Origin of the sequence: Amycolatopsis sp. NPDC006125, assembly GCF_040614195.1 — a bacterium.
Classification (GTDB): domain Bacteria; phylum Actinomycetota; class Actinomycetes; order Mycobacteriales; family Pseudonocardiaceae; genus Amycolatopsis_E; species Amycolatopsis_E tucumanensis.
Genome location: NZ_JBEXTZ010000039.1, coordinates 14,266 through 39,759, shown reverse-complemented (window position 1 = coordinate 39,759; position 25,494 = coordinate 14,266). Strand labels below are relative to the sequence as shown.

Below are 25,494 nucleotides of genomic sequence, written 5' to 3'. Positions count from 1 at the left end.
TCCCAACCATCCCCGCTGGATTCGGAAGACAGGGTTTCCCCGGGAACGGGAACGCCGCGGCGCAGCGCTGTGGCGCGCCGGTCGATCATCGCCGCCGGCTCGGGAAACGCTCTCGAGTTCTACGATTTCGCGATTTTCGCGTCGCTCACACCGGTCATCTCGAAGCTGTTCTTCCCCTCGGGTGAGCCGCTCGCCGCGATCCTGTCGACGTTGGCGTTGTTCGCGGTCGGCTTCGTCATGCGGCCGGTGGGCGCCGTCGTGTTCGGGCGGCTCGCGGACCGGCGCGGGCGCAAGGTGTCCCTGGCGATCGCGGTGCTGATCATGGGTGTGACCACCGTGCTCATCGGCGTCATGCCGACGTATCCGCAGGCGGGGATCGTCGCACCGGTGCTCCTGTGTGTCGCGCGGCTGCTCCAGGGGTTGTCCGTCGGCGGGGAGTTCGGGACGTCGGCCAGCTTCCTCGTCGAGCACGCGCCCCCGCACCGCCGTGGGCTGTACGGCTCCTTCGCCTTCTTCTCCTCGACGCTCGGCAGCGTGCTCGGCGCCGTCGTGGTCCTGATCATGACGGTGTCGCTGTCCCCGGGCGACCTCGACAGCTGGGGCTGGCGGATCCCGTTCCTGCTCGGGTTCCCGCTGCTGGTCATCGGCCTCTACCTGCGCTACCGCATCGCGGAGTCGCCGGAGTTCGAGGAGCTCAAGGCAGGCAACGCCCAGGAGCGCAGCCCGCTGCGCACGTTGTTCACCCAGCACTGGCGGGCGTTCCTGATCGTGATCGGGATCTGCGTCGGCTTCAACATCGCCTCGTCCACAGTCCAGGTGTTCGCGCTCACCTACATCCGCAGCGTCGTGGGACTGTCCGCGGTGCAGGCGCTGAGCACGGTCATCATCGCCACCACGGCCGGGATCTTCCTGGTGGTCGCGTTCGGGCGCCTCTCGGACACCTACGGCAGGAAGCCGGTCCTGGTCTTCGCGTGCGTCCTGGCGGTGGTCCTGCCCTACCCGAGTCTGCTCATCATCGGCCTGACCGGGTTCGGCCCGGCGCTGCTGGGACAGCTCGTCCTGTGGATCCCGGTCGCCGCGTTCGGTGGCGCCATCCCGGCGCTGTTCGCGGAGCTGTTCCCGACGAAGGTCAGGGCGTCCGGGTTCGGGATCGCCTACGGATTCGGTTCGGCGATCTTCGCCGGCACCGCGCCGTTCGTGGCGACCCTGCTGATCGAGCTTTCCGGGAACAAGACGTCGCCGGCCTGGTACATGGTCGCGGCAGGCGTCATCACCTTGGTCGTCGTGATCGCGTCGGTGGATCGCCGGGCGCACGGGAGGAGTTGAAGCATGGGGTCTGCCGCGGGGCGGCTGACGGGCAAGTCAGCGCTGGTGACGGGTGCGGGTTCGGGTATCGGAGCGGCGACGGCCGAGGTGTTCGCCCGCGAAGGCGCGAAGGTCCTCGTCGTGGACGTGGACAAGTCCAAGGCGTCGGCGACGGTGGACCGGATCCGGGAGGACGGTGGTGTCGCCGAGCCGTTCGCCGCGGACGTCTCGGACGAGGTTCAGGTCGCCGGCGCCGTCGAGTTCGCGGTCGAGCGCTTCGGCGGGGTGGACGTGCTCCAGAACTACGCCTCCGAGCGTAGTCTGGTGGCCGAGGACGTCTTCGTCGCCGAGGCAGACCTGTCGGTGTGGCTGGGGCAGCTGCGCGTGGACCTGCTGGGCTGCGTCCTGACCGCGAAACACGTCCTGCCGCACATGGTCCGCGCGGGAGGGGGCAGCATCACCAACGCTTCTTCCCTGGCCGCCTGGCTTTCCCTCGAAGGCCGCCCGGCCTACGCGACCGCGAAGGCCGGGGTGATCGGGTTGTCGAAGTCGCTGGCCGTCGAGTACGGCAAGCAGGGGATCCGGTGCAACGTCCTCGCGCCGGGCCACATCGTCTCGCCCGCGACCGAGAAGATGTTCTCCGCGGCGCAGACCGAGGTGCTGCTGGATCACGTCGCGACGCCGCGGCTGGGCAGGCCGGACGACGTCGCGATGGCCGCCCTGTTCCTGGCCTCGCCCGAGTCGTCGTTCATCAACGGGCAGGTGCTGGTCGTGGACGGCGGCATGTCCGCCTACGCGCCCATGGTCCCGTCGTTCCGGCGCCTGGCCGGACAGTGAAGGAGCCGGCATGCGTTTCCTGGTGACGGGCGGGCTGGGCGTCAACGGCGCCTGGGTGGTGCGGGAGCTGCTGGGCCGCGGCCACGAGGTGGCCGTGTTCGAAAGCCGGGACGACACGTCGCTGATCGAGGACGTGGCGGACCGGGTCGAGCTCGTCGTCGGCGACATCCGCGACGCGGACGGTTTCACCGACGCCGCCCTGCGCCTGCGGCCGGACTGCGTCATCCATCTCGCGGCTTTCGTCGACTGCGAACGGGATCCGCGCACCGCGATCGCGGTGAACGTCGGCGGCACCGCCGCGGTGTGCGCCGCCGCGGTGGCGGCGGGTGCGCGGCGGGTCGTCTACACCAGCTCGAAGGCGGTGTACGCGCCGGCGACGGGCAAGCGCGGGTTTCCCACCTACGAGGCCGTGCGCGAAGACGACGAGCTGCGGCCGACCGGCATGTACGGCATCACCAAGGCGGCCGCGGAGAACGTGGTGGCGTGGTACGGGCGCAACTCCGAAGTGGAGTGCGTCAGCCTGCGGTTCGCCACGATCTTCGGCCCGGGCAGGCTGCAGCGGCACGCCGGCCCGATCAACACCTACAGCTCGATGGTCGAGCTGCCGGCCTCGGGCCGCGGTTTCACGATCGAGCAGGGCGGGGACGAGCGGGACGACATCATCTACGTCCTCGACGTCGCCGACGCCATCGCGTGTGTCGCGCTGGCTCCCGGGCCGCTGCGCCACCAGGCCTACAACGTGGCCGCGGGGCACCCGGTGTCGATGCACGACTTCGCGGACGCGATCCGCCGGGTCATTCCCGGTGCGGCGCTCGACGTGGGGCCCGGGCTGAACCCGATGCAGATGGCCGACAGCTACTACATGGCGCTGGATGGAACCCGGATGGAAGAGGAGTTTGGATGGCGTCCCCGCTACGACCCGGACCGCGCGATCCGGCACTACCACGAGCTCGTTCGAACCCGGCTCGCGTGAACAGGCAGGTGGTGCGGGCATGAGAGCAGCGGTCTACCGTCGTCCCGGTCCCGCGGCGGAGGTGCTCGAAGTCGTCGAGCTCGAGGTGCCTGAGCCCGGTCCGGGCCAGGTCCGGGTCCGGATCGCCACCTCGGGTGTCAACCCCACCGACTGGAAGACCCGGGCGGGATTCGCCGGGCGCACGCCCGACTGGTTCCAGGTGCCCCACCACGATGGCGCCGGTGTGGTCGACGCGGTCGGCGACGGCGTCACCGGCCTTCAAGTGGGGCAACGGGTTTGGCTGTACCTGGCGGCGTTCCACAACCGCTACGGGACGGCGGCCGAGTTCGCGGTCGTCCCCGCGGAGCGGGCGGTGCCGTTGCCCGACGGCGCATCCGACGACCTCGGGGCGTGCCTCGGGGTTCCGGCGCTGACCGCCGCGCACTGCCTGGGCGGGAATCCCGCGGCGCTGGCGGGGCGGACGGTCCTCGTCGCCGGGGGAGCGGGCGCGGTGGGGCATTTCGCCATCGAGCTGGCCAAGCACGCGGGCGCGCGGGTGGTGGCCACGGTGAGCTCCGACGAGAAGCGCGCATTGGCGGAGAAGGCCGGAGCCGACTTCGTCGTCCGCTACACCGACGCGGACGCGGCCCGGCGCATCCGCGACTTCGCCGGGCCCGTCGACCGGGTCGTCGAGGTCGCGCTCGGGGCGAACCTGGACCTCGACGTGGCCGTGCTCGGCGCGCCCGGCACCATCGCCGTCTACGCCGCGGAGGGGGAGCTGTCCCTGCCCGTGGGCGAGTTCATGAAGGCGAACACGACGCTGGAGTTCGTGCTGCTCTACGGGGTGTCCCCGGAGCGGCTGGCGGCCGCGATCCGGTGGACTTCCGAAGCACTCGCGCACGGCGCGCTGTCCGCTCTGCCGGTGCTGCCGCACGGCCTGGACGAGGTGGTGCGGGCGCACGAGGTGGCCGAGCAGGCGCCGACGGGGAAAGTCGTCCTGCGCGTGGGCGAGCACTGAAAGGGGAGCACACGGATGGACACCGGGATCACCCAGCTGACGCCGCTGTCGTTCCTGCGGCGTTCGGCGAACGTGCACGCCGGCAAGGTCGCCGTCGTGCACGGCGACGAGGCCTGGACCTACCGGGAGTTCGCCGCGCGCGTGGAGCAGCGGGCGCGGATGCTGCGCGCCGCCGGAGTGCGGCCGGGCGACCGCGTCGCCTACCTCATGCCCAACGTGCCGGAGATGCTGGCCGCCCACTTCGCCGTGCCGCTGGCCGGTGCGGTGCTGGTCGCGATCAACACCCGGCTGGCGCCTGAGGAGGTCCGCTACATCCTCGATCACTCGGGCGCGACCGTGCTCGTCGTCGACGCCGAGTACGCCGCCACGATCGCGCCGATCGCCGGGTCGCTGGACACGGTGCGGACGATCGCCGTGGCGGCCGACCCGCTCGGTCCCGAGGCGACCGTCGAGGTCCCCGGCGCGGTCGCGTTCGCCGACCTCCTCGCCGCCGCGGACGAGGAGGACGAGCTGGTGTGGGCGGTCGACGACGAGCGATCGCCCATTTCGATCAACTACACCTCGGGCACGACGGGACGGCCCAAGGGCGTGGTCTACACCCACCGCGGCGCGTACCTGAACTCCTTCGGCGAGATCTTCCACTCCGGACACGACGCGGACAGCGTCTACCTGTGGACGCTGCCGATGTTCCACTGCAACGGCTGGTGCACGACGTGGGCGCTGGTCGCGGCGGGCGGGACCCAGATCTGCCTGCGTGAGGTGCGCGGGGACCGGGTGTGGGAGCTCATCGACCGCCACCGGGTCACCCACCTCAACGGGGCGCCCACGGTCGTCACCACGATCATGCGGGCCGAGCCGGCCCACCAGCTCGACCACCGGCTCGTCGTCACCACCGCGGGAGCGCCGCCGAGCCCCACCACGATCCTGCAGATGGAGCGGATGGGCTTCCGGATCGTGCACGTGTACGGCCTGACCGAAACCTACGGCCCGTACGCGGTGAACGAGTACCAGCGGGCGTGGGACGACCTGGCGCCGGAGGAGCGCGCGAAGCTGCGGGCCAGGCAGGGGGTGGGGATGCTGCAGGCGGACGAGGTCCGGGTGGTGGATGGGAACTTGCGCGACGTTCCCCGGGACGGGCGGACCATGGGTGAGATCGTCATGCGCGGCAACAACGTGATGCAGGGCTACTTCAACGATCCCGAGGGCACGGAACGGGCGTTCGCCGGTGGCTGGTTCCACTCCGGGGACCTCGGGGTGATGCATCCGGACGGCTACGTGGAGCTTCGGGACCGGGCCAAGGACGTGATCATCTCCGGCGGCGAGAACATCTCGACCATCGAGGTCGAGCACGCCACCGCCGCGCACCCCGACGTCCTCGAGGTCGCCGTGATCGGTGTGCCGGACCCGCGGTGGGGTGAGCGGCCCAAGGCCTTCGTGGTGCCGCGGCCGGGGAGGAACCTTCGGAGAGCGAGCTGATCGCGCACGTGCGGTCGCTCATCGCCCGCTACAAGGCGCCGCGCGAGGTCGAGATCGTCGCCGAACTGCCCAAGACCTCCACCGGGAAGGTGCGGAAGTACGAACTGCGCGAACAGGAATGGTCGGGGGAGGCCCTGCGCGTCCGCGGCTGACCGGAGTGACTGGAAGGAACCGATGAAGGTAGGAAACGTCGACATCGTCCCGATCCTCGACGGCACCGCGAGGTTGCCGATCGGGAACACCGTGACCCACCGGCGGGACGCGCGGTGGGACTGTGCGCACCAGCCGCTGGACGAGCACGGCCGGATCCACATGGACATCGGGGCGTTCCTCGTGCGGCTGGGGGACCGGACGATCCTGGTCGACGCCGGAGCGGGTGACGACTTCGTGCACGAGGGGTTCGTGACAGGCTGGCTGCCGGCGAACCTGCGCCGGGCCGGGGTCGCGCCCGAGGACGTCACCGACGTGGTCTTCACGCATCTGCACCCGGATCACGTCGGCTGGGCGACGGTCCGCGGCGAGGTGACGTTCCCGCGCGCGACGTTCCGGGTGCACGAGGCGGACTGGGCGTACTTCATGACCGGCTCCACGGCCGATCCCGTCCTGCAGGAAACCCTGGCCCCGATCGAGGGGCGGCTGGAGACGTTCGACGAGGAGACCGAGCTGGTGCCCGGTCTCCTCGCGCGGCCCGCGCCGGGGCACACCCCGGGCTCGACCGTGTTCGTGGTCAGCGACTCCGGCGAGCGCGCGCTCCTGCTCGGCGACGTGGTGCACACGGTCGGGGAGCTCACCGACCCGGAATGGGAAGGGATGTTCGACGTGGACCGGGCCGCGGCCAACGCCATCCGCGAACGCATCGCCGACGAGCTGGCCGCTACGGGCGACCCGTTCGCCCCCGCGCACTTCCCCGAGCTGTCCTTCGGCCGCCTGATCACGGCCGACGGACTGCGCCGGTTCTCCTGGGCGTAGTGCTGGTTGTGCCGCCCACGGTCATGGGCGGCACAACCAGCCAGCAGCTCCGCCGTGATCTCGCTTCAGTAGTGCACCGCTCCGCGGTTGCCGCCCGCCACGGACACCGCGTCTCCCGTCACGGCGGCCGCCCGGGGCGAGCACAGGAACACGACCACGTCCGCGACCTCCTCCGCGGTGACGAGACGCCGGAGGCTCGTCGTCGCGGCCAGCTGGGCGCGGACCTGCTCCTCGGTGAGCCCGCCGGCCGCCGCCCGGTCCGCGACGAGCCGTGGGGTGCGTTCGGTCTCCACGAGACCCGGGTGCACGACCGTGACCCCGACACCGTGCGGGCCGAGTTCGTCGGCGAGGTTCGCGGTGAGGGCGGCGACCGCCACGTTGCGGATCGTCCCGGAGACGGAGCCGGTGCGGCGGGCGTTGAGACCGGAGATGTTCACGATCCGTCCCTGCCCCTGCCGGATCATGTGCGGCGCGAGGGCGCGGGCGCACCGGAGGTAACCGAGGACCTTGGTGTCGAAGTCCGCCAGCACCTCGCCGTCGGTGAGATCGGCCAGCGGTGGGGGAGCGGAGGCGAAGGACGGCTGGGCGGCGGCGTTCACCAGCACGTCGACACCGCCCCAGGCGGTCACGACCTGCTCGGCCATGGCCCGGACCGAGGAGTCGTCGGTGGTGTCCGCCGGGACGGCGAGGACCTCCGCTGCCGTGGCGCCGGAGCGGAGGCCGTCCGCGGCGGCGCCGAGCCGCCGCGCGTCCCTGGCGACGAGCGCCACCCGGGCGCCCTCGGCGAGGAGCCCGCGCGCGATGGCCAGCCCGAGCCCACGGGATCCTCCCGTGACGACCGCCCGGGCACCCTTCAACTGCAGATCCATGGTGACCTTTCCTACCGGGACCGCGTGGCGGTCCTGATGGACATCGCCGTCGAGACGATGTCTTCGACGTCCGCGCCGCGCAGCCAGGCCACGATCTCCCCGACCGCGGCCGCCGCGTCCTGCGCGCACTTGTCGACCAGGCCATGAGCGGCGGCCTGCTCAGCGTTCCAGCGTTCCCCGCCGTACAGCAGCAGCCCCGCCGGGCCGGTGCCCACCGCCTGCACCAGCCGGCGCACGAAAACCGGCTCGTAGGTCAGCCCGTGACCGAGCGCCGGTATCCGGAAGTTTGCCGCCGGCGAACAGATCCGGACGTCGCAGGCGAGCGCGAGGCTGCAACCCGCGCCGAAACACGTCCCGTCGATCTCCGCGATCTTGGGCGGTGCGAGCTGCGTCAGCGCCAGGACAGCGGTCTCGGCCAGGTGCCGGTAGGCGGCGACGTGGTCCGGATCGGACGAACTCAACTCCGCGAGGTCCCCGCCCGCGGAGAAACTCCCGCCGGAGCCCCGCAGCACGACGGTCGCGATTCCCGGTGTCTCGTCGATCCTCCTGACATGCCGGACCAGCTCCTGCCACATGTCGCCGGACATCGCGTTCCGCTTCTCGGGCCTGCTGATCGTGAGCCGGGCGACCCGGTCTGCGATGTCCAGTTGCATCGAACCGCTCATCCTCAGCCGGCCTTCGCGTCCGGGGCCGGAGCCGCGGCGACCACGCCGTTTCGCACCAGGGCCCGGACCTCGTGGTCATCGATTCCCAGCTCGGTCAGCAGGTCGACCGTGTCCTGCCCGATCCCGGGCGCCTTCCGGCGCGCGCGGGGCGCGCCGTCGGCGATGAGCGGCGTGTTCACCACGCGGCGGTGCCCGAACCGCTCGACGTCGCCCGGGAACATCTCGCGGGCCGCGTACTGGGCGTCGTCCAGCATCTCGGGGACGGTGTGGACGGGCCCGCACGGCACGCCCGCTTCACGGAGCCGCTCGATCCAGTGATCCCTCGGCGCCGTCCGGAACCGGGCCTGGAGCAGCCCGGCGAGCTGCTCGCGGTGGACGAAGCGGCTGTACTCGCCGCGGAAGCGCTCGTCGCCGGAGAGGTCGAGGTCGAGCACCGCGCAGAAGTCACGCCACGAGCGCTCGGTCACGCCGATCACGAGCACCGCGTCGTCGCCGCAGGTGAACGCCTCGTACGGCGCGGTGAGCCGGTGCGCGGTGCCCAGCGGACCCGGCGGCTCGCCCGTCCCGGCGTAATCGGCGACCTCCCACAACGACCATCCGGCGATCGTGTCCGCGAGGGACACGTCGATGTGGGAGCCGCCGAGCCCCGCCCGGACGCGGTGCAGCGCCGCCAGCACGCCGATGGCGCCCCACATCCCGGTGCCCAGGTCCCCGATGGGGTAGCCCGCCTTCGCCAGCTCCCCGCTCGTGCTTCCGGTCACGCTGAGCAGCCCGCCGTAGGCCTGGGCGACCAGGTCGATGCCTTTCGCGCTCCGCATCGGCCCGTACTGGCCGAAGCCGGAGATCGAGCAGTACACGAGGTCCGGGCAGTCGTCCTTCAGGTCCTCGTAGGACAGTCCCTGCCGCGCGAGCGCGCCGACCCGGAAGTTCTCCACCAGCACGTCCGACCGGCGAGCCAGAGCCCTGACCAGGTTCTGCCCGCGCTCGGTCTTGATGTCGACCGCGAAGCTCCGCTTGTTGCGGTGGATCAGGTCGAACGGCAGCGGGCGCTGTTCCGGCCCGACCAGACGCCGCCGGAGCGAGTCCCCGTCGACGGGTTCGACCTTGATGACCTCGGCGCCGAGGTCGGACAGGATGGTGGTGCAGTACGGCCCGGCCAGTGCGCCGGTGATGTCCAGGACCCGCACGCCGCTGAGGAAGTGCTGCTCCGTCGTCACGCTCGCCTCAGACATGTGCCCGGTTCCCCTCGTCGTCTCGCGGTGTGGCCGGTCGTCCCGGCCGCTCCAGGACCTTGCGCAGCACCGCTACCTCCTCGGACAGCTCCCGCCGGCTCACCGCCGCTTCCCGTACCGAGCCGGAGCCGTGGTAGGTGCCGGGGAACAGGTGCAGTTCGACGGGCACCCCGGCCGCCAGCAGTGATCGCGCGAAGTCGATTCCTTCGTCGCGCAGCGGATCGAACTCGGCGACGGAGACGTACGCCGGGGGCAGGTTCGTCAGGTCGGTGGCGCGGGCGGGCGCGGCGTAGGGCGACACCGCGCCGGCTGCCCCGCCGAGGTAGGCGGACCAGCTGATCTCGGCGTCCCGGCGGGTGAGCGCGGGCGTGTCGGTGAACCGCCTGCTGCTCGCCGTCCGGAGCCGGTCGTCCAGCGCCGGCGATTTGAGGAACTGGAAGCGGACCGGGGGCCCGTTCCGGTCGCGGGCCAGCAGGGCGGCCGCGGCCGCGAGCGCGCCGCCCGCGCTCACCCCGTGCAGGACGATCAGGGAGGGGTCGATCCCGAGCTCGCCGGCGTGTTCGCGCAACCAGAGAAGTCCGCTGTAGACATCGTCCAACGGTGTCGGGAAGGGCCACTCCGGAGCCAGCCGGTAGTCCACGGCGACGACGACCGCGCCGGTTTCCCGCGCGATCTCGGCGTTGCGGAGGTGACTCATGTCCAGATCGCCCAGGATGAATCCACCGCCATGGACGTGGTAGATCGCACCGCTGTTCGTCCGGCGGGACGGCCGGTACGCGCGGAGTGCGATGACGTGCCCGTCCGCGGCGGCGCACGAGTAATCATGAACACTCACACCTTCGACCGGGCCGGACCTGGTGTACCGGCTCGACGCGATCCGGCGGGCTTCCGCGACGTCGGTTCGGTCGACCGTGGGCAGGGCGGCGATCGACGGCACCAGCTCCTCGTCCATCCGGTACTGGCTCAACTGTCCCTCACTTCGGGCAGGCGACGGCCCCGCAGGTCCGTCGACGCGAACGACCTCAGCAGCGCCGGGTCCTCGATCCAGATCTGCCGCCGGTAACGGCGGATCGCCCCGATGTCGTCCAGCTTCTTGAGCGCGCGGGCGACGACCTCGCGCACCGACCCGATGGTGTGCGCGAGATCGGTCTGGTCCGTCTGCACCAGCAGCCCGTTCACGGTGGGGGTGGCCATCTCGAGCAGGTGCCGGCTCAGCCGCTGCTGGACGGAGTTGAACAGGTTGTCCTCGAGGTAGGCCACGGTTTCGTAGGTGGACTCCGCCAGGTACACGGCGACCTGGTACGCGAGTTCCGCCCGGGTCCGCATGAGGCGGCGGAAGGTGTTCGGGTTCAGCACCGAGACCTCGCACATCGTCACCGCTTCCAGCGACGACGGTGCACCGTCGGTCAACATCGCGGGCAGGGCGGTGAAGTGCCCGGCCGTCGCGTACCGCGTGGTGACCTCCCGCCCGTCCCAGGACGTCACCTTCGCGCGAATCCGTCCCTTGTGGACGAGCGTCACCCGGTAGTCGGAGTTCCCGCGGCAGATGACGGTGCCCGCGGAGTAGGTCACCACCCGGCTGTCCGCGAGGAGCGCGTCGCGGATCTCCGGATCCTGTCCGGACAGAAAGCTCTTCGACCACGCCTGGAGCGCCGCGGCCGGGATCTGTGCGCGGTTCATTCCACCGCCGCCGGTTCCCCGGAATCGAGCTGGTCGAGTCCGAACTGGGAGGTGAAGCGCGAGCGCGGGTCCCGTTCCGGCCAGCTGCCCGATTCGACCGACTGGAAGAAGCCGCGGGCGATGTCGTTGAACCGCTGCGGATTCTCCAGGTTGGGGACGTGCCCGCTGTTGGGCAGGACCAGCATGCCGCACGCGGGCGCGGTCCGCTTCAGCATCAAGCCCGTGGACAAGCACGCCTCGTCCTCGTCACCGTTGACGACCAGGAGGGGGACCGGGAAACTCCGGAACTCGCCGGCCAGGTCGTGCAGGGACGGCCGGCGGCCCTGGATCTCGAGGACGGTGAGCGCCAGCCCCTCCGCGGAGTGTTCCGCGAACTGTTCGACGAACTCGTGCCACGCGGGCTCGTTGTGGTGCTTGAGCTGCACCCGGCTGGGGCCTTCGGCGAACTTGCGTCCGACGAACCCGGCTCCCCGCGACCGGAGCTGCTCCGCGACGATCCTGGTCTCCGCCAGGTAGCCCGCCCGGGTGGCCGGGTCGGAACCGGACCCGACGCTGACCGCCATGACCGAGCGCACCCGGCCGGGGTGGCGCAGCCCGAGCTGGACGGCGGTGTAGCCGCCCATCGACAGTCCGACCACGTGGGCGGCGTCGACCTCCAGCGCGTCGAGCACCGTCAGCGCGTCGTCGACGGCCCGCTGCCACGAGTAGGCCGACGGGCTTGCCGGAACGTCGGAGGGCGGGTAGCCGCGCGCCGCGTAGGTGATGCACCGGTGGTCGTCCTGGAGACCGGCCACCTGCCGCGACCAGCTCCGGTGGTCGCCGGCGTACTCGTGGAGGAAGAGCACCGGAACGCCGTTGCCGGTGTCGGTCACGTGCAGCCGGACACCGTCATCGGTTTCCACGGAACGGCCCGTGTTCATGGCTTCTCCTGTGTCGTTGCATCCACGTCGATGCCCTCCTGCCGGGTTTCGGTCCGCGACCTGGACGATCCTTTCCAGGAAGGACGATCGTGTCTGTGACTTGCGTCCGTCAACCGCGGGTCCGGTGCCCGGACGTGGGTCACAGACAGGGCCGGGTGGTGCGGAGAGCATGCTGTGATCCGGCTCGAGGAGTTGACGTGAGAACACTCTTCCTTCCCCCGTTGTCCGTGGATCAGGCTGAGCGCAGGCGCGCGCTGCGAAACGCGTTCGCCCGGTTCCCGAGCGGGGTCACCGCATTGTGCGCCCTCGGGCCCGAGGGGCCCGTGGGCATGGCCGCCAGCTCGTTCACCTCGGTGTCGCTGGAACCCGCACTGGTGTCGGTCTGCGTCGGACGCGGCTCCACCACGTGGCCGCGGCTGGCCGCCGCCGGACGGGTCGGCATCAGCGTGCTCGGTGGCGAGCACGCCGAGCTCAGCGCAGCCCTCGCCGCCCGCGGTGTTGACCGTTTCGCCGACGCGACCTGGGAGGCGTCGCCCGAGGGAGCGGTGTTCCTGGCCGGTGCCCCGCTGTGGCTGGACTGCCGGGTCCACCGGACCGTGCCCGCCGGGGACCACGACATCGTCCTGTTCGAGGTGCTGGGCGCGCGCACCGACGACAGGTTCGGCCCGCTGATCTTCCACCTGAGCGCGGTGCGCGCGCTGGAGGCCCGATGAGCACCGGCCTCGCCGCCGTGCGCGCGCTGGCGCTCGGCCGCCCGATCGTGGTGGTCACCGCCGGCGGTCCCGGTCCGTGCGCCGAGCTGGTGCTCGCTGCCGAGCGGGCCACCGCGCACGCCGTGGCCTTCCTCGTGCGTCACGGCGCGGGTTTCCTCCGCGTGGCGCTGAGCGACGACGACGCCGACCGGCTCGACCTGCCCGTGATGTACCCGCCCGGCAGCCGGGGCGCCCCGGAACGCGACTGCGTCGCCGTGGACGCCGCTCACGGGACGACGACGGGTATCTCTGCGGCCGACCGGGCCCGCACGATCAGCCTGCTGGCCGCGCCCGCGAGCACGCCCCGCGACTTCACCCGCCCGGGGCACGTCATCCCCGTGCGGGCGGCGGCGGACGCGACGGGTGGCACGCTCCCCGCGGCCCTCGCGCTGGCCTCGCGAGCCGGACTGCGCCCTGTCGTCGCGAGCTGCGCGCTCGTCAGCTCCAGTGATCCCGTCCTGCTCGCGGGTCCCCGGGAAGCCCGCGAGTTCGCCGCCCGCACCGGTCTGGCCGTCGTCCACGCTGCCGGCCCGCGTCGAGGCGTGGACGTGCTGGCTGCCGCGTCGCTGCGGATGTGACCAGCGCACCGACGTTCTGGACCACCTCCGCCGGGTGGCGATCCGCCTGCCGGCTCAGCCGCCGGTGAGCAGCGCCGGGCGGCGCGCCGCCGGGGCGGGGGCCGCCGGGTGGAGGAAGGCGCGCCTGGCGGCGGCGAAACCGTGCCGGTCCTCGAAGATGTCGTGGCTCATCTCCGCGAGTTCCCGCACCCGGTAGGTCTCCAGTGGCCGGCGGTGCTCGTCGGCCTCCCGGTCGGCGCGCTTGCGCTGCAGGAGCGCATCCGGCCCGGCGGCCAGTTCGGCGGCCCGCTCCAGCACCGCGCCGGGGAAGCGTTGCCGGTCGGTCGGCAGGACCTCGTCGACCATGCCGAGTGCCGCCGCCTCGCCCGCGCTGACCGGCTTGCACCGGCTGGTCAGCAGCCGCGACTGCGCCTCGCCGACCCGGCGCGGCAGCACGTACGTCCAGTACTCCGAGCCGTAGAGGCCCATGGTCGCGTAGTGCGGGTTGAGCACGATCCCGTCCCTGGCGAGGACGACGTCGGCGCCGAGCGCGAGCATCACGCCACCCGCGCCGGCGCCACCCGCGAGCGCGGACACCACGACCTGCCCGGTGCAGGTGATGATCTCCCGGCACAGGTCGTTGATCGCGGTGATGTTGCGCCACGCTTCCGCCGCCGGGTTCGGGTGCGCCTCGATCACCCCGAGGTGGATGCCGTTGGCGAAGACCTCGCCGCCCGCCAGCACCAGGACCCGGGTGTCCTGGGCGGCCGCGTACCGCGCGGCCGCGGTGAGGCGGCGGCACTGCGCGGTGGACATCGCGCCGTTGTAGAAGTCGAACCGCAGCAGGCCGACGTCGTCCTGCCGCCGGTAGGCGATTTCCCGCGGGCCTGACGGCTGGTCGGTCTCCAATGGCTCCAGCACCTCGGGCACACCCGCGAGAGCGCGCCCGAGGACCTGCGTGGCGGGCAGCTTCACCGACGGGCCGGGGGACAGGCGCCGGGCGTGACCGACCCACACGGCGCCATCGCCGGTGCGGACGAGCACCGCCCCGTGGCGCCGCGCCGCGATCGTCCCCGGCTCGCCGGGCGTGACCGTGCCGGGATGGGCGTCGAACACCGCGACCGGCACACCGGCCAGCGTCGTGTGCACGCCGGGGCGGCCGTCCGCGGCACGGATGCGGCGCAGGATGTGCCCGGTCTCGTCCTCCCAGGAGAAGCAGCGGTCCGGTCGACGCACGGGCGGCCGCGACCTTCCGACCACGCCGGCCCGGTCCTGGTCCCGCGGCGCGAACCCCGGGTCGCCTGCCTTGGTCACCACCTCGGCGATCAAGTCCACCGCGGCGTCGGCGACCTCGCCGTTGTAAAGGGTGCTCTTTCGCGGCGGCTCGGCGGGCATCGCGAACGTCCGCGACGCCCAGACCGGGCCGGCGTCCAGGTCCCCGGTCGCCTGCAGGGCGGTGACGCCCCACTGGCGCTCACCGTCCATGATCGCCCAGTCCAGGGACGACGTGCCCCGGTCGCCGGGGGGACCGGGGTGGATGATGATCGTGCGGTGGGCGCGCCACACCGCGTCGGGCACCCGGTGGCGCAGGAACGGGCAGACGATGAGGTCCGGCCCGGCGGCGGCCGCGCCAGGGATGGTGTCCGGGTCGTGCACGACGTGCACCGTGACGTGGTGACCGCGGGCCCGGAGCGTGGTCCACGCTCGCTGGCTCAGGCCGTTGAAGGCCGAGCACAGAAGGAGAATTCGCACCGGGCCTCCGCTCGTCAATCGCCCGACGGTACCTGCCGGATCCGCGGCGCGGTACGGCCGACCGGGGAAGAGGCGTTCGGCTGACCGGCGCAATCCCTGCCGCCAAGATCGCCACCCCGCGTTACTGCATTGGGTGGTGATCTCCGGGCGGCTGCTATGTTGGCACCGTTAGCGTATGCCGTACTCCTACGAAGGTGGATGCGATGGCCATCAGATCCGCGGCGGACCTCGCCGACTTCCTCGTCACCTACACCCGGGACATGGCGTTGTCGGCAGAGGACCCGGGCGCGATCCTCGACCGCTACTTCGCGCCGGACTTCGAGTACTGCAACGACGGGCTGGTCATCGACCGGCAGCGGATGATCGACCACGTGCGGCCGGTGCGCAAGAACGTCGACCGGCCTGCCGGCGGCGACTGGTCCGGAGCCGAGATCCACGACGCGCTCGTCGAAGGCGATCGGATAGCGGCCCGGTGGACGTTGCGAACCAGGCACCGCAAGGGCAAGACCTTCGCCGCGGAGGTGTACCTGTTCGGCAGGCTCGCTGCGGACGGCCGGATCCAGCGGATCGATCAGGTCACCCGGGATCTGACGGAAGCGGGCTGACTCCGCGGGGGCGACGGGAATCCGCCGCCCCCGCGGTCCCCGGTCCGCGCTAGCCCAACAGCTCGAACACGCTCGAGAAGCCCTGCCCGCCGTGACCGTCGGCGATCCGGCGCGTCATCAGCTCCTTGGTCTCCCGCATGCGGACGGCTTCCACGCCGGCCGACTCGCGGTGGCCGATCAGGTCGTCCATCAACGCGACCTGGACGTCGAGCGGGCCGAGGTCCGGCGGGTACTCGCGGTTCTCGACGGCCTTGGCGATCGAGGTCAGCAGCGGCTGGTAAGCGGTCAGCGAAGCGGCGAAGCGGTCGGCGAACCCGGCCAGGTCGGCGCCTTCGGCCTGCACGAGCTTGAGCGTGTGCAGGAAGCCGAGGAGCAGTTCGTACCCCATGGCGACGTGGGCCAGGAACTCCACGGCCGCCGCCCCGGGGTCCTCGCCGTGGTAGCTGACGGCCCCCAGTTCCCGCAGTGCCTCTTCGTGCTCGCCGAACGCGGTGCCGCTGAACAGGAACCGGGCGTTCTGGGTGCCCACGTACGGCGGGTCGCCCATGATCTTGCCGTCGACGTAGCGGGCGCCGTGCTCGTGCGCCCACCGGTCGTTCGCCCTGGCCTGGCCCGGAGATCCGCTCGTGACGTTCACCAGGACCTTGCCCGTGACGGTGTCCTCAATGGACGACAACACGCCGTCCACCGCCGCGCCGTCGAGCAGGCACACCACCACGAGCGGGCTCGCCGCGACGGCTTCCGCCGCCGTCGGGGCCGCGGTGGCTCCGGCCTCGACCAGTGGCGCCGCCTTGCTCGCGGTCCGGTTCCAGATCGTCGTGCGGTACCCGCGCTCCAGGAACACCCTGGCGATCGCCGAGCCCATCTCGCCGAGGCCGAGCACTGTCACCGCATCGGTTTTCGTCGTCATGCCACGACGATGCAACCTCCAGTATGGTCGAGGTCAAGAGATCGCGAAGTGGGGTGTGTTCACGGGGAAATCGCGGTGGAACGACCTGGTGGGGGCGAGCGGATGCAGATCGGCGAGGTGGCCGAGCGGACAGGACCATCGCGGCCGGCATCGCGGTGCCGACGGTGGGGGACAAGGGCGCGCTGCCCTCTTCGCTGCCGGTCCCGGGCGTGCCGGACGATGATCGGCCAGACGATGATCAACGTCCGGCCCGGTGGCGCGCGCACCCGGCTGTCGACCTTCCTGGCCGGGGTGTTCCTGATGGTCCTGTGCCTGGTGCTGGAGCCGGTGGTGTCCGACATCGCGATGGCCGCGAACCTCGCGATCGGCGTGGTGGCCGGCTCGATCACCGCGATGGTCGTCTTCGCCCGCCTGGTCGACGTCACCGCCGTCGCCGACTCCGACGGCAGCCACTGAACGACGTCCTCCCCGGGGCCACTACTCTCCTCCCGTGATCGTCGTCCGACGCAGTGCGGATCGGTGGTGGCGCTTCGACGTCACGGTCCGCGACGCGCCGCTCGCGCTGGTGCTGCTTCTGCCGTCGCTGATCCCCGCGCTGCAGAACAACGGCACCCGGCTCGGCGACGTCCCGGACCGTCCCCTGGACGCGCTGGGCGTCGCGGTGGTCGCCCTCGAATGCCTTCCGCTGATCGTCCGCAGGCGCCTGCCCGCCGCCTGCCTCGCGCTGGTGTCGACGGGGTTCGCGCTCGACCAGTTGCACGGGTACCACACGGTCGCGGGGACCGCGCTGCCGATCGCCCTGATCAGCGCCGGGGCGCACCTGGACCGGTGGCGGTGGACGGCCGCGATCGTGGCCTCGGTGGCCTACGTCCCGCTGGCCATCGCCCTCTCCGGTCCCGAGCCGGCCGAAGGCGTGGCCGGGTTCGTGTCGTTCTACCTGGCCCTGGTTCTGCTCTGGGGCATCGGCAGCAGGCTGCGCCAGTCCCGGGCCGCGGAAGCGGAACGCCGTCTGCACGCCGCCGAGACCGCCCGCCTCGCCGAACGCACTCGCATCGCCCGGGAACTGCACGACGTCGTCACCCACCACGTGACGGCGATGGTCGTGCAGACCGAGGCGGCGCGGTACCTGACCGGTGATCGCCTCGACCAGGCGCTGTCCGCCGTCACCGGTTCCGGCCGGCAGGCCATCACCGATCTGCGGCAGCTGCTCGACGTGCTCGCCCCCCAGCACGAGCCGCGGAGCGATGTGCGCGCGCTCGTGGAGCAGGCTCGGCAAGCCGGCCAGCCGGTGGAGTACACCGAGGAAGGCGGCCCGCCCACCGGCGCCGCCGGAGCGACGGCATACCGCGTCGTGCAAGAGGCGTTGACCAACGCGCTCAAGTACGCCCACGGCAGCCGCACCAGCGTCCTGGTGCGGCACGGGAAGCGGGAGATCACGGTCGAGGTCGCCACCGACAGCGCGGGTTCGGTGACCGCGCCGGTCGGTGGCAGCGGGCGGGGACTGGCCGGGCTTCGCGAACGGGTCGGCGGGCTCGGCGGTGAATTCCGGACCGCCCGGCAGGACGACGGCGGGTTCGTGGTGCAGGCCCGGATTCCGGCCGGCAGCGCGTCATGACTCGCGTCCTGGTGTGTGACGACCAGGCGCTGATCCGCGCCGGGTTCACCACGATCATCGACGCCCAGCCCGATCTCGAGGTGGCCGGCGAGTGCGGCGACGGCCGCACCGCCGTCGACCTCGCTGCCCGGCTGCGGCCGGACGTCGTGGTGATGGACGTGCGGATGCCAGTCCTCGACGGCATCGAGGCGACCCGTCTGCTGGCCGGCGCCGGGGTGGCTCAGCCGGTCAAGGTGCTCGTGGTGACCACGTTCAACCTCGACGAATACGTCTATGAGGCGCTGCGCGCCGGCGCGAGCGGGTTCCTCCTGAAAGACGCGCCGCCAGCACAGCTGCTGCACGGCATCCGCACCGTCGCGACGGGAGCCGCTTTGGTGGCCCCGGAGGTGACCCGCCGGCTCATCGGCCGGTTCGCCGCGCGGATCCGCCCGCCGCAGGACACCGCCGAGGAGACCCCGCTGACCCCGCGTGAGCTGGAGGTTCTGCGTCTGATCGCCGACGGCCGGTCCAACAGCGAGATCGCCGCGGCGCTGGTGCTCAGCCAGGAGACCGTGAAGACCTACGTTTCGCGGATTCTTACCAAGCTCGACCTGCGGGACCGTGTGCAGGCCGTGGTCTACGCCTATCGGCACGGCCTGGCGGACTGATCTGTCCCCCGCGCGAGCTACCCGCGAATGTCCACTCCGCGGGGATCTTTCGCACCCCTCCGCACCTCTAGCGTGCGTGGCGCTGATCGAAGATTCCCACTGGAGAACTGAATGTTCCGCAACATCAAGTCAACCGCTGTCGCCGCGCTGCTGTGCGCCCTGGCCGGGCCGGTGCTGGCCGGGTGCGACGAGGCCGCCGAGTCGTCGGACGCCCCGACGTCGGCGGCCGCCGGTCCGGAGCCGATCTCCGGCACGACGAAGATCACCGTCGACGGCCGTTCGGTGAACGTGTCCTGTTCCGGTACCGAGATGGAAGACCGGCCGGTCGTCGTCCTGCTGGCGGGGCTCGGCGATGGTCTGGACAAGCTGGCCGGGTTCCAGCAGACGCTGAGCGCGAAGGGCCGGGTCTGTTCCTACGACCGGCTCGGCGAGGGCGCGAGTGACCAGCCGGGCGGGCCGCAGACGTTCGACAGCGCGGGCCGGATCCTCACCGGGGTGCTGGACCGGGTCGCCGGCGACAGTCCCGTGGTGCTGGCCGGGCACTCGCTGGGCGGGCTGATCGCCGCCCGCTACGCGCCCGCCCACCGCGACCGGGTCGCGGGGCTCGTGCTGATGGACGCCACGCCGTCGACCATCATCGGCGACACCACGGCGGCGATTCCGGAGTCGGCCACCGGCCCGGCGGCCGAGCTGCGCGCGCAGAGCCTGGCGGTCTACGGCGGCGAGAACCCGGAGCTGCTGACCATGCAGGACGGGGAGGTGGGTGATGCGGGGGACATCCCGGTGGAGGTGATCCGGCACGGGCAGCCCTACCTCGCCGCCGTCCCCGAGTACGGCGCCGCGCTGGAGAAGGCGTGGGCCGCGGGGCAGGACAAGTGGCTGAAGCTGTCCAGCGACAGCAACCCGGTCACGGCGGCGAACAGCGGGCACTACATCTACGTCGACCAGCCCGACATCGCGGTGCAGGCTATCGAGCGCGTTGCCGCTGATGCCTAGTCTTCTGCGGTGAGGAAGTCGGTGACGAGGGTGCTGGCTTGGGGGCGGCATTCCTCGAAGTAGGCGTGGCGCGCGCCGGGGAAGACGTGCAGGCGGGCGCCGGGGATGCGCTGGGCGAGCAGGGTGGCGTTGGTGGCGGGGGTGAGCCGGTCGTCTTCGCCGTGCAGGACGAGCGTCGGGGCGGTGATCTGGGGGAGGGCGTCCCAGGCGTCGTGCTGGTCGCTGGCCCGCAGGTGGTGTTTGCGGGCGTGCGGGGGCATCGACGGGTCGCCGAGCGTGCGGTACGGGCCGGGGTGGGTCGCCCGCCATCCCGGCGTGTACATCAGGTCGGCCAGCGTCTCGCGGGCGTCCGGCCGCAGCAGGGCGCGGCGCACCTCGGCCGACCGCTCGACGGCGTGCGGTCCGCCCGGGGAGGCGCAGCCGAGCACGAGCCGGCGCACCCGGTGGGGGTGGCGGATCGCCAGCCACTGCGCCACCCGGCCGCCCATCGAGGTGCCGTACACGTCGGCCTGCTCGATGCCGAGCCCGTCCAGCACGGCGATGACGTCGTCGGCGAACAGCGGGGTCGAGTAGGGCACGTCGGGTTTGCCGCTGGCGCCGGTGCCGCGGTAGTCCATCGTGATGGTGGTGCGGGCGAAGTCGGCGCGGGCGGAGTCCCACCAGGTGTGATTGTTGGCCTGCCCGGCGAGCAGCACGAGGGGCGGCCCGCTGCCCCGGCGCTGCACCGCGAGCGGAGTGCCATCCGGCGCGATCACCCGGTCGTCCATACCTCTCCGTTCTCGCTGAATGGTGCCGCCAGTGGTGACCCTACGCACCGCCCACTAGACGTCCGTGAGGCCGGGTGCGTGTGGCGCCAGGGCGTCGATCAGCCCGCTGAGGAGGTCTTCCTTCGTCGAAGGGGTGGTCGCGGCGCCGGAACCGGACGTCAGGCAAGTGGGGAAGCCCGAAAGTCAGGCCGACGGTCACGTCCCCGGCGGCCACGTCGCCGTGAATGGTCAACTCGGGATTCACCGCTTGGAACTCCTGCAGGAAGGCCTGACAGCGAGTACGACAGGTACGACGAGAGCTCCACTTGCCTGCGCAGAGCGTGTTCCGGGCCTGCACCATCCACGGCTGCGTTTCCGGCTCGAAGTTCCAGGGGCGCTTGTCGGCGCGCTGCACGCAGACGAACGCCAGTTCGTCGCCCATGGCGGCCGGGATGTGCTCGGGCAGGTCCAGCCGGCCGTCGGCGGTCACCTCGAGCACGACACCTGCACCGTCCGGCAGATCCTGCACCAGCAACCGGTCTTCACCCGGCACGACCCGGCGATTGGGCCAGCCCGGCTCCTCCGGCGCGGCGGCCGACGACGCCCAAGACACGACATCCACCACGCGCCCGTTCGTGCTCATGCTGACCGCGACCGGCTGAAAGCGGTCGACCAGCAGAAAATGCGACCGCAGGCGTGTCACGTACCAGGGGGCGAACGTCCGCCGCCGCGGCGGGGTGAAGCGGGACAGTAGAGAGCCAGGTTCAGCGTTTCCGCTCACCAGGAACAGTGTACGGCTGCCCCGGGGCCGCGGCGCCGCGGCGACGGAGTTGCGGATGCCTGAGGTGCGGCGGCTCGTAGGCCACGTCCACCGGTCCGAGGCCGGTGCCGGGCGGGACGATCTCGTCGATCCGGTCCAGGAGGTCGTCGCCGAGCTGGGTGCCGGCTCCGGCGAGCAGGTCGTCCAGTTGTTCCTCCGTGCGCGGGCCGATGGTCGCCGAGGTGACCGCGGGGTGGGCCGTGGTGAACGCCATCGCCATGTGCCGCAACGGGATTCCGGCCTGGCCGGCGATGGGGAGGAGGGCCTCGACGGCGTCGATCTTGCGTTCGTCGGTCATGTGCCTGGGCACCCAGTGCATCCGGCCTGCCGAAACCTCCGCTGTACCGTTCTTGCGGTACCGGCCGGTGAGCAGTCCCATCGACAAGGGGCTCCAGACGAGGACACCCATCTCGTAGCGCCGGCACACCGGCAGGATCTCGTTTTCCACACCGCGGTTGAGGATGGAGTAGTGCAGCTGCTCGGTGCGGAACCGGGCCAGCCCCCGCCGCTGCGCCACCCATTGGGCTTCGACGATCTCCGAGGCCGGCAGGTTGGAGTGGCCGATCGCCCGCACCTTGCCCGCCCGCAGCAGATCGGTCAGCGCGCTCATCGGCTCCTCGATGTCGGTGCCGGGCTCGGGGTGGTGGAGCTGGTAGAGGTCGAGGTGGTCGACGCCGAGCCGGCGCAACGACCCTTCGACGGCCGAGATGATCCAGCGGCGGGAGTTGCCACGCTGGTTCGCGCCGGGGCCCATCGCCCCGTTGCCCTTGGTGGCGAGGACGACGTCGTCGCGACGGCCGCGCAGGGCCTTCCCGACGATCCGCTCGGTTTCGCCGTCGCCGTAGACGTCGGCGGTGTCGATGGTGTTGATGCCGCCGTCGAGCGCGCGGTGGACGATGCGGACGCACGCTTCGGGGTCGGGGTTGCCGTACGGGCCGAACATCATCGTGCCCAGGGTGTAGGTGCTGACCTGGATGCCGGTGCGGCCGAGGGGACGGGTCTGCAAAGAGCTTCTCCTTCAGGTCGCGGGGAACGGCCGGACCGGCCGTCCCCCGCGGCGAGCGGGTGGTGAGTCAGGCGTGCGCGGTCGCGACGTCGATGATCCAGGTGACGCCGAACCGGTCGGTCAGCATGCCGAAGGCGGGCGCCCACTGGGAGGGCCCGAATTCTTCGACGATCGCGGCGCCTTCGGCGAGGCCCTTCCACACGGGCGAGACCTCGTCCACGGTCTCGCCGCGGACGGACAGGAAAAAGCGCTCCGTGGTGAGGGTGGTGCCGTTTTCGCGTCGGGTGGCCGGGGTGGCCGGAACGGCGGGCCCGTCGGTGCCGGGCACGTCGTAGGCCATCACCCGGAAGCCGTTGTCGGCGGTGAGCTGGCCGAAGACGACCTTGGTGGCATCGGGCAGCCCGGCGGGCATGCCGAAGTCGCCGTAGGTGACGACGGTGGTCTGTCCACCGAAGACCGACTGATAGAACTCCAGTGCGGCGCGGGCCTGGCCGGTGAAGTTCAGGTGGGCGACAGCGTTGAGCGACATGGCTTTTCCGGTCCTTTGTGAGTGGTTCTCGTCGTCGGGAGTTTCCGGCGACGAGAACCACTGTCTCAGCGGTAGCGGCCAGGGATCGTCCTCTTCTGGTGGCATCATCGATTCATGCCGACCGCTTCCGCGGCGGCGACCTCGGGTCGCCTCCTTTCGCTGCTGTCCCTGCTGCAGGTCCGCCGGGACTGGCCGGGCGCTCTGCTCGCCGGCCGCCTGGGCGTCAGCGAACGGACCGTGCGCCGCGACGTCGACCGGTTGCGTGAACTCGGTTACCCCGTCAAGGCGATCAAGGGGCCCGAAGGCGGTTACCGGCTCGAAGGCGGTAGTCAGATGCCGCCGTTGCTGTTCGACGAGGAGCAGGCGGTGGCGCTCGCGGTGGCGCTGCGGATCGCCGTCGGGGACCGGCGCCGGCATCGAGGAGGCCGCGGCCCGTGCGCTCGCCACCGTGCGCCAGGTGATGCCCGCGCGTCTGCGGCAGCGCGCCGACCTGCTCGAGATCACCCCGGCCGGGAGCCCCACCCAGGTCGGCACGGACGTGCTGCTCGCGCTGAGCTCGGCGATCCGGGCGACCGAGGAGGTGCGGTTCGACTACGCGTCGCCGTCCCGCGTGGCCGAGTCGCGTCCGGTGCGGCGGGTGCAGCCGCACCACCTGGTCGTGCGGAACGGACGGTGGTACCTGGTCGGCTGGGACGCCGCGCGTGCGGACTGGCGGATCTACCGGGCCGACCGGATGGAGTTGCGCGTGCCGAACGGGCCGCGGTTCACCCCGCGGAAGGTTCCCGGCGGTGACGTCGCGACGTTCCTCGCCGCCCGGTTCAAGGGCTCCGCCACCGCCGACGTGTGGCCGTGCCGGGGTGCGGTGATCCTCGACCTGCCCGTCGCCGACGTGGCACCGTTCGCCGGTGACGGCGTCGTCGAGGAGGTCGCGCCGGGACGGACCAGGCTGCTGAGCGGAGCGTGGTCCTGGGCCGCGCTCGCGGCCGGGCTGGCGCGGTTCGACGCCGAGATCGAGGTGATCGGCCCACCGCAGCTGCGTGCGGCGTTCGCCGACCTGGCGGCGCGTGCCGCCCGCGCATCCGGCGACCGCGAACGGACACCGGACTGAGCGCGACCGGCTGAAAGCGGTCGACCAGCAGAACGTGTCTCCATCCGGAGCCGCGGGTGTTCTCAGCGGGCACCCGCAACGGCGCGACTCCTTTGGCGGGCGCCGGTGCGGGCGGCGAATGAGCCGGTTCAGGCGCTCCAGTGCTTTCCTGGTCCAGGCGCGGCACCGGGCCGGCGTCACCAGCTCCTCGCGGACGGGGTCCGCCGTGTGCACCTGATCGGGTTGCCGGCGGCGGTCACGACGTCAGTGCTGGAACGCGTTGGAGCTTGCCCTGGCGAGCCTTCCGGATGCCCGCCAGCGAGCCGACCAGGAGCGCGGCGGACAGCACGGCGATGACGGGTGCGATCCAGTCGATGGCAGCGGCGAGTCCCAGCGCCGTCGCCAGCGCGCCCGCGCCCACCGCCACCACAGTCTGAAGGAGATACGCGATCAGGTACACCAGCGAGAACGTTCGTGCGCGGTGCGAGGGTGGCGACTCCTTCGCGGCGAGGCTGATCCCGCCGCTGAACGAGAACGAGTACCCGGCGCCGGAGATCACGCACCAGAGAAGGAACTGGACGAAGGAGCCGGTCGCGGCGGTCACGACCATGGGGATCAGGCCGATGAGCGAGACCACGGCACCGATCAGGGTCGCGACCACCGACGGAACACGGCCGATCAGCAACGCCGTCGTCCCGATCACCGCGCTCGACAGCCCGAGCAGCAGCCCCGTGATGAACAGGTCGCCAGTTCCGGCGAGCTGGCGGGCCATTTGTGCACCAAGGGACATGAACACCGCGCCGACGGCATAGGCGACAACGACCCCGAGAGTGGCCGTCGTGACCGCGCCCAGGGTTCCGGGAGCCGCCCGGGGCAGTTCGGGCAGGAACCGGGAGCCGGCGGGCCGGTCGTCCGGTGTGCAGTACACGAGCAGGAAGGAAAGGAGTGCGACGACGGCGAGCACGACGTGGGCGAGCACCAGCGGCCACGGCAGCAGCTGGGCGAGTGCGCCGCCGACCACGAGTGAGAGGGTCAGCCCGCCCGAGGTGGACAGTGTCGTCACCGCTCCAGCAGCGCGCGGGCTGGTGAACACCGTGTTCTCCACGAGCGAGGCGCTGGCGGCGGAGAAGGCGAACCCCACGCCGATTCCCTGCACGGCCCGTCCGGCGAAGAGGACTCCGACGTTCGTCGCGATCGCGAAGAGCCCGGCGCCGAAGCCGATGAGCACAATGCCGGTCAGCATCGCCCGGCGACGTCCGATCACATCAGACAGTCCTCCCGCGAAGAGCAGCATGAGGAGCAGGGTGAGGGGATACGTCGCGAACACCGACGTGGTGACCACCGAGGGCAGCCCCCAATCGGCGGCGTAAACCGGGTAGAGCACGCTGGGTGCGCCGCTGGCCCACAAGCAGAGGGCGAGAACGGCAGCCGCGGACCAGAACGTCCCGCGGCGGGAGAACGTCGGCCTGCTCAAATCTGTTCCCCGCCGTGCTCGGCTCCGGGGCGCGACTGTGCGTGCACCCACTTCCGATCAGATGACATCAGTGTT

At 71.6% G+C, this 25,494-nt stretch carries 24 protein-coding genes and 3 pseudogenes; 14 read left to right on the top strand and 13 right to left on the bottom strand.

What is annotated here, in order from left to right; translation table 11 throughout:
• The first annotated feature begins 69 nt into the window (after nucleotides 1-69).
• The 6 genes and pseudogenes from ABZ193_RS20945 (at nucleotide 70) to ABZ193_RS20920 (ending at nucleotide 6,557) form a co-directional block, all read left to right on the top strand.
• Nucleotides 70-1,326 (top strand): MFS transporter, encoded by a 1,257-nt coding sequence (locus ABZ193_RS20945; protein ID WP_354711120.1) that lies wholly within the window; start codon nucleotides 70-72, stop codon nucleotides 1,324-1,326.
• 3 nt (nucleotides 1,327-1,329) lie between these two features.
• Entirely contained in the window at nucleotides 1,330-2,142 is an 813-nt protein-coding gene (locus ABZ193_RS20940; RefSeq protein WP_020417145.1) for an SDR family NAD(P)-dependent oxidoreductase, read from the top strand.
• A gap of 10 nt (nucleotides 2,143-2,152) precedes the next feature.
• The gene (locus tag ABZ193_RS20935) at nucleotides 2,153-3,115 is read left to right on the top strand and encodes an NAD(P)-dependent oxidoreductase (protein ID WP_354711119.1); all 963 of its coding nucleotides are present in this window, start codon (nucleotides 2,153-2,155) and stop codon (nucleotides 3,113-3,115) included.
• A 19-nt stretch (nucleotides 3,116-3,134) separates the two neighbouring features.
• Nucleotides 3,135-4,112, top strand: a complete 978-nt coding sequence (locus ABZ193_RS20930; RefSeq protein WP_354711117.1) for an NADPH:quinone reductase — start codon at nucleotides 3,135-3,137, stop codon at nucleotides 4,110-4,112.
• A 15-nt stretch (nucleotides 4,113-4,127) separates the two neighbouring features.
• Nucleotides 4,128-5,740 (top strand): annotated as a pseudogene (locus ABZ193_RS20925) (long-chain-fatty-acid--CoA ligase).
• A gap of 22 nt (nucleotides 5,741-5,762) precedes the next feature.
• Complete coding sequence (locus ABZ193_RS20920) at nucleotides 5,763-6,557, top strand: MBL fold metallo-hydrolase (RefSeq protein ID WP_354711115.1); 795 nt, start codon at nucleotides 5,763-5,765, stop codon at nucleotides 6,555-6,557.
• Between the two features lie 65 nt (nucleotides 6,558-6,622).
• Here ABZ193_RS20920 and ABZ193_RS20915 read toward each other — a convergent pair whose 3' ends face one another.
• From ABZ193_RS20915 to ABZ193_RS20890, 6 genes are read right to left on the bottom strand one after another with little or no spacing between them, the layout of a single operon-like run.
• Nucleotides 6,623-7,426, bottom strand: a complete 804-nt coding sequence (locus ABZ193_RS20915) for an SDR family oxidoreductase (protein ID WP_020417140.1) — start codon at nucleotides 7,424-7,426, stop codon at nucleotides 6,623-6,625.
• 11 nt (nucleotides 7,427-7,437) lie between these two features.
• On the bottom strand, nucleotides 7,438-8,079 hold the full coding sequence (locus tag ABZ193_RS20910) for an enoyl-CoA hydratase/isomerase family protein (RefSeq protein ID WP_354711114.1): 642 nt from the start codon (nucleotides 8,077-8,079) through the stop codon (nucleotides 7,438-7,440).
• Between the two features lie 14 nt (nucleotides 8,080-8,093).
• On the bottom strand, nucleotides 8,094-9,323 hold the full coding sequence (locus ABZ193_RS20905) for a CaiB/BaiF CoA-transferase family protein (protein WP_237336589.1): 1,230 nt from the start codon (nucleotides 9,321-9,323) through the stop codon (nucleotides 8,094-8,096).
• Entirely contained in the window at nucleotides 9,316-10,290 is a 975-nt protein-coding gene (locus ABZ193_RS20900; RefSeq protein ID WP_354711112.1) for an alpha/beta hydrolase, read from the bottom strand. The genes ABZ193_RS20905 and ABZ193_RS20900 overlap by 8 nt, the downstream gene beginning before the upstream one ends.
• The gene (locus ABZ193_RS20895) at nucleotides 10,287-11,003 is read right to left on the bottom strand and encodes a Crp/Fnr family transcriptional regulator (protein ID WP_354711111.1); all 717 of its coding nucleotides are present in this window, start codon (nucleotides 11,001-11,003) and stop codon (nucleotides 10,287-10,289) included. The genes ABZ193_RS20900 and ABZ193_RS20895 overlap by 4 nt, the downstream gene beginning before the upstream one ends.
• Complete coding sequence (locus tag ABZ193_RS20890) at nucleotides 11,000-11,923, bottom strand: alpha/beta hydrolase (protein WP_020417135.1); 924 nt, start codon at nucleotides 11,921-11,923, stop codon at nucleotides 11,000-11,002. The genes ABZ193_RS20895 and ABZ193_RS20890 overlap by 4 nt, the downstream gene beginning before the upstream one ends.
• A 197-nt stretch (nucleotides 11,924-12,120) precedes the next feature.
• Here ABZ193_RS20890 and ABZ193_RS20885 point away from each other — a divergent pair, with 197 nt between their 5' ends.
• On the top strand, nucleotides 12,121-12,636 hold the full coding sequence (locus tag ABZ193_RS20885) for a flavin reductase family protein (protein ID WP_237336585.1): 516 nt from the start codon (nucleotides 12,121-12,123) through the stop codon (nucleotides 12,634-12,636).
• Nucleotides 12,633-13,253, top strand: a complete 621-nt coding sequence (locus tag ABZ193_RS20880) for a 3,4-dihydroxy-2-butanone-4-phosphate synthase (RefSeq protein ID WP_354711109.1) — start codon at nucleotides 12,633-12,635, stop codon at nucleotides 13,251-13,253. Before ABZ193_RS20885 ends, ABZ193_RS20880 begins: the two co-directional genes overlap by 4 nt.
• A 54-nt stretch (nucleotides 13,254-13,307) precedes the next feature.
• Here the strand turns inward: ABZ193_RS20880 and ABZ193_RS20875 are convergent, their stop codons facing one another.
• A complete protein-coding gene (locus ABZ193_RS20875; protein ID WP_354711108.1) occupies nucleotides 13,308-14,984 on the bottom strand; it encodes an enoyl-CoA hydratase-related protein in 1,677 nt (558 codons plus the stop codon).
• Between the two features lie 203 nt (nucleotides 14,985-15,187).
• Here ABZ193_RS20875 and ABZ193_RS20870 point away from each other — a divergent pair, with 203 nt between their 5' ends.
• Complete coding sequence (locus ABZ193_RS20870) at nucleotides 15,188-15,589, top strand: nuclear transport factor 2 family protein (RefSeq protein ID WP_354711107.1); 402 nt, start codon at nucleotides 15,188-15,190, stop codon at nucleotides 15,587-15,589.
• A gap of 49 nt (nucleotides 15,590-15,638) precedes the next feature.
• Here ABZ193_RS20870 and ABZ193_RS20865 read toward each other — a convergent pair whose 3' ends face one another.
• Nucleotides 15,639-16,499 carry an NAD(P)-binding domain-containing protein gene (locus ABZ193_RS20865; protein ID WP_354711105.1) on the bottom strand — a complete coding sequence of 287 codons (861 nt, stop codon included), beginning with the start codon at nucleotides 16,497-16,499 and terminating at the stop codon, nucleotides 15,639-15,641.
• A gap of 134 nt (nucleotides 16,500-16,633) precedes the next feature.
• Here ABZ193_RS20865 and ABZ193_RS20860 point away from each other — a divergent pair.
• The 4 genes and pseudogenes from ABZ193_RS20860 to ABZ193_RS20845 form a co-directional block, all read left to right on the top strand.
• Nucleotides 16,634-16,949, top strand: a pseudogene (locus ABZ193_RS20860) (hypothetical protein); the annotation flags it as partial.
• A 40-nt stretch (nucleotides 16,950-16,989) separates the two neighbouring features.
• A complete protein-coding gene (locus tag ABZ193_RS20855) occupies nucleotides 16,990-18,114 on the top strand; it encodes a histidine kinase (RefSeq protein WP_354711103.1) in 1,125 nt (374 codons plus the stop codon).
• Nucleotides 18,111-18,761, top strand: coding sequence for a response regulator transcription factor (locus ABZ193_RS20850; protein WP_354711102.1), 651 nt, complete (start codon nucleotides 18,111-18,113; stop codon nucleotides 18,759-18,761). The genes ABZ193_RS20855 and ABZ193_RS20850 overlap by 4 nt, the downstream gene beginning before the upstream one ends.
• A gap of 111 nt (nucleotides 18,762-18,872) precedes the next feature.
• Nucleotides 18,873-19,757 carry an alpha/beta hydrolase gene (locus ABZ193_RS20845; protein ID WP_354711101.1) on the top strand — a complete coding sequence of 295 codons (885 nt, stop codon included), beginning with the start codon at nucleotides 18,873-18,875 and terminating at the stop codon, nucleotides 19,755-19,757.
• Here ABZ193_RS20845 and ABZ193_RS20840 read toward each other — a convergent pair.
• The 4 genes from ABZ193_RS20840 to ABZ193_RS20825 all read right to left on the bottom strand — a co-directional run bounded on the left by ABZ193_RS20840 (nucleotide 19,754) and on the right by ABZ193_RS20825 (nucleotide 22,858).
• Nucleotides 19,754-20,524 carry an alpha/beta fold hydrolase gene (locus ABZ193_RS20840; RefSeq protein WP_020417125.1) on the bottom strand — a complete coding sequence of 257 codons (771 nt, stop codon included), beginning with the start codon at nucleotides 20,522-20,524 and terminating at the stop codon, nucleotides 19,754-19,756. The two genes, ABZ193_RS20845 and ABZ193_RS20840, sit on opposite strands and share 4 nt — an antisense overlap.
• 40 nt (nucleotides 20,525-20,564) lie before the next feature.
• A complete protein-coding gene (locus tag ABZ193_RS20835) occupies nucleotides 20,565-21,284 on the bottom strand; it encodes a hypothetical protein (protein ID WP_354711099.1) in 720 nt (239 codons plus the stop codon).
• A complete protein-coding gene (locus tag ABZ193_RS20830) occupies nucleotides 21,268-22,329 on the bottom strand; it encodes an aldo/keto reductase (protein WP_354711098.1) in 1,062 nt (353 codons plus the stop codon). The genes ABZ193_RS20835 and ABZ193_RS20830 overlap by 17 nt, the downstream gene beginning before the upstream one ends.
• 67 nt (nucleotides 22,330-22,396) lie before the next feature.
• Nucleotides 22,397-22,858, bottom strand: coding sequence for a VOC family protein (locus tag ABZ193_RS20825; protein ID WP_020417122.1), 462 nt, complete (start codon nucleotides 22,856-22,858; stop codon nucleotides 22,397-22,399).
• Between the two features lie 114 nt (nucleotides 22,859-22,972).
• Here ABZ193_RS20825 and ABZ193_RS20820 point away from each other — a divergent pair.
• Nucleotides 22,973-23,966 (top strand): annotated as a pseudogene (locus ABZ193_RS20820) (WYL domain-containing protein).
• A 235-nt stretch (nucleotides 23,967-24,201) separates the two neighbouring features.
• Here ABZ193_RS20820 and ABZ193_RS20815 read toward each other — a convergent pair.
• The gene (locus tag ABZ193_RS20815; protein WP_354711096.1) at nucleotides 24,202-25,419 is read right to left on the bottom strand and encodes an MFS transporter; all 1,218 of its coding nucleotides are present in this window, start codon (nucleotides 25,417-25,419) and stop codon (nucleotides 24,202-24,204) included.
• Nucleotides 25,420-25,494: the final 75 nt, after the last annotated feature.

What these genes read in the sequence shown, in the direction of transcription:
- ABZ193_RS20825 (WP_020417122.1), bottom strand. Translation starts at nt 22,858, where the DNA reads ATGTCGCTCAACGCTGTCGCCCACCTGAACTTCACCGGCCAGGCCCGC.
- ABZ193_RS20865 (WP_354711105.1), bottom strand. Translation starts at nt 16,499, where the DNA reads ATGACGACGAAAACCGATGCGGTGACAGTGCTCGGCCTCGGCGAGATG.
- ABZ193_RS20935 (WP_354711119.1), top strand. Translation starts at nt 2,153, where the DNA reads ATGCGTTTCCTGGTGACGGGCGGGCTGGGCGTCAACGGCGCCTGGGTG.
- ABZ193_RS20870 (WP_354711107.1), top strand. Translation starts at nt 15,188, where the DNA reads ATGGCCATCAGATCCGCGGCGGACCTCGCCGACTTCCTCGTCACCTAC.
- ABZ193_RS20880 (WP_354711109.1), top strand. Translation starts at nt 12,633, where the DNA reads ATGAGCACCGGCCTCGCCGCCGTGCGCGCGCTGGCGCTCGGCCGCCCG.
- ABZ193_RS20850 (WP_354711102.1), top strand. Translation starts at nt 18,111, where the DNA reads ATGACTCGCGTCCTGGTGTGTGACGACCAGGCGCTGATCCGCGCCGGG.
- ABZ193_RS20910 (WP_354711114.1), bottom strand. Translation starts at nt 8,079, where the DNA reads ATGCAACTGGACATCGCAGACCGGGTCGCCCGGCTCACGATCAGCAGG.
- ABZ193_RS20840 (WP_020417125.1), bottom strand. Translation starts at nt 20,524, where the DNA reads ATGGACGACCGGGTGATCGCGCCGGATGGCACTCCGCTCGCGGTGCAG.
- ABZ193_RS20930 (WP_354711117.1), top strand. Translation starts at nt 3,135, where the DNA reads ATGAGAGCAGCGGTCTACCGTCGTCCCGGTCCCGCGGCGGAGGTGCTC.
- ABZ193_RS20905 (WP_237336589.1), bottom strand. Translation starts at nt 9,323, where the DNA reads ATGTCTGAGGCGAGCGTGACGACGGAGCAGCACTTCCTCAGCGGCGTG.
- ABZ193_RS20915 (WP_020417140.1), bottom strand. Translation starts at nt 7,426, where the DNA reads ATGGATCTGCAGTTGAAGGGTGCCCGGGCGGTCGTCACGGGAGGATCC.
- ABZ193_RS20920 (WP_354711115.1), top strand. Translation starts at nt 5,763, where the DNA reads ATGAAGGTAGGAAACGTCGACATCGTCCCGATCCTCGACGGCACCGCG.
- ABZ193_RS20890 (WP_020417135.1), bottom strand. Translation starts at nt 11,923, where the DNA reads ATGAACACGGGCCGTTCCGTGGAAACCGATGACGGTGTCCGGCTGCAC.
- ABZ193_RS20895 (WP_354711111.1), bottom strand. Translation starts at nt 11,003, where the DNA reads ATGAACCGCGCACAGATCCCGGCCGCGGCGCTCCAGGCGTGGTCGAAG.
- ABZ193_RS20845 (WP_354711101.1), top strand. Translation starts at nt 18,873, where the DNA reads ATGTTCCGCAACATCAAGTCAACCGCTGTCGCCGCGCTGCTGTGCGCC.
- ABZ193_RS20940 (WP_020417145.1), top strand. Translation starts at nt 1,330, where the DNA reads ATGGGGTCTGCCGCGGGGCGGCTGACGGGCAAGTCAGCGCTGGTGACG.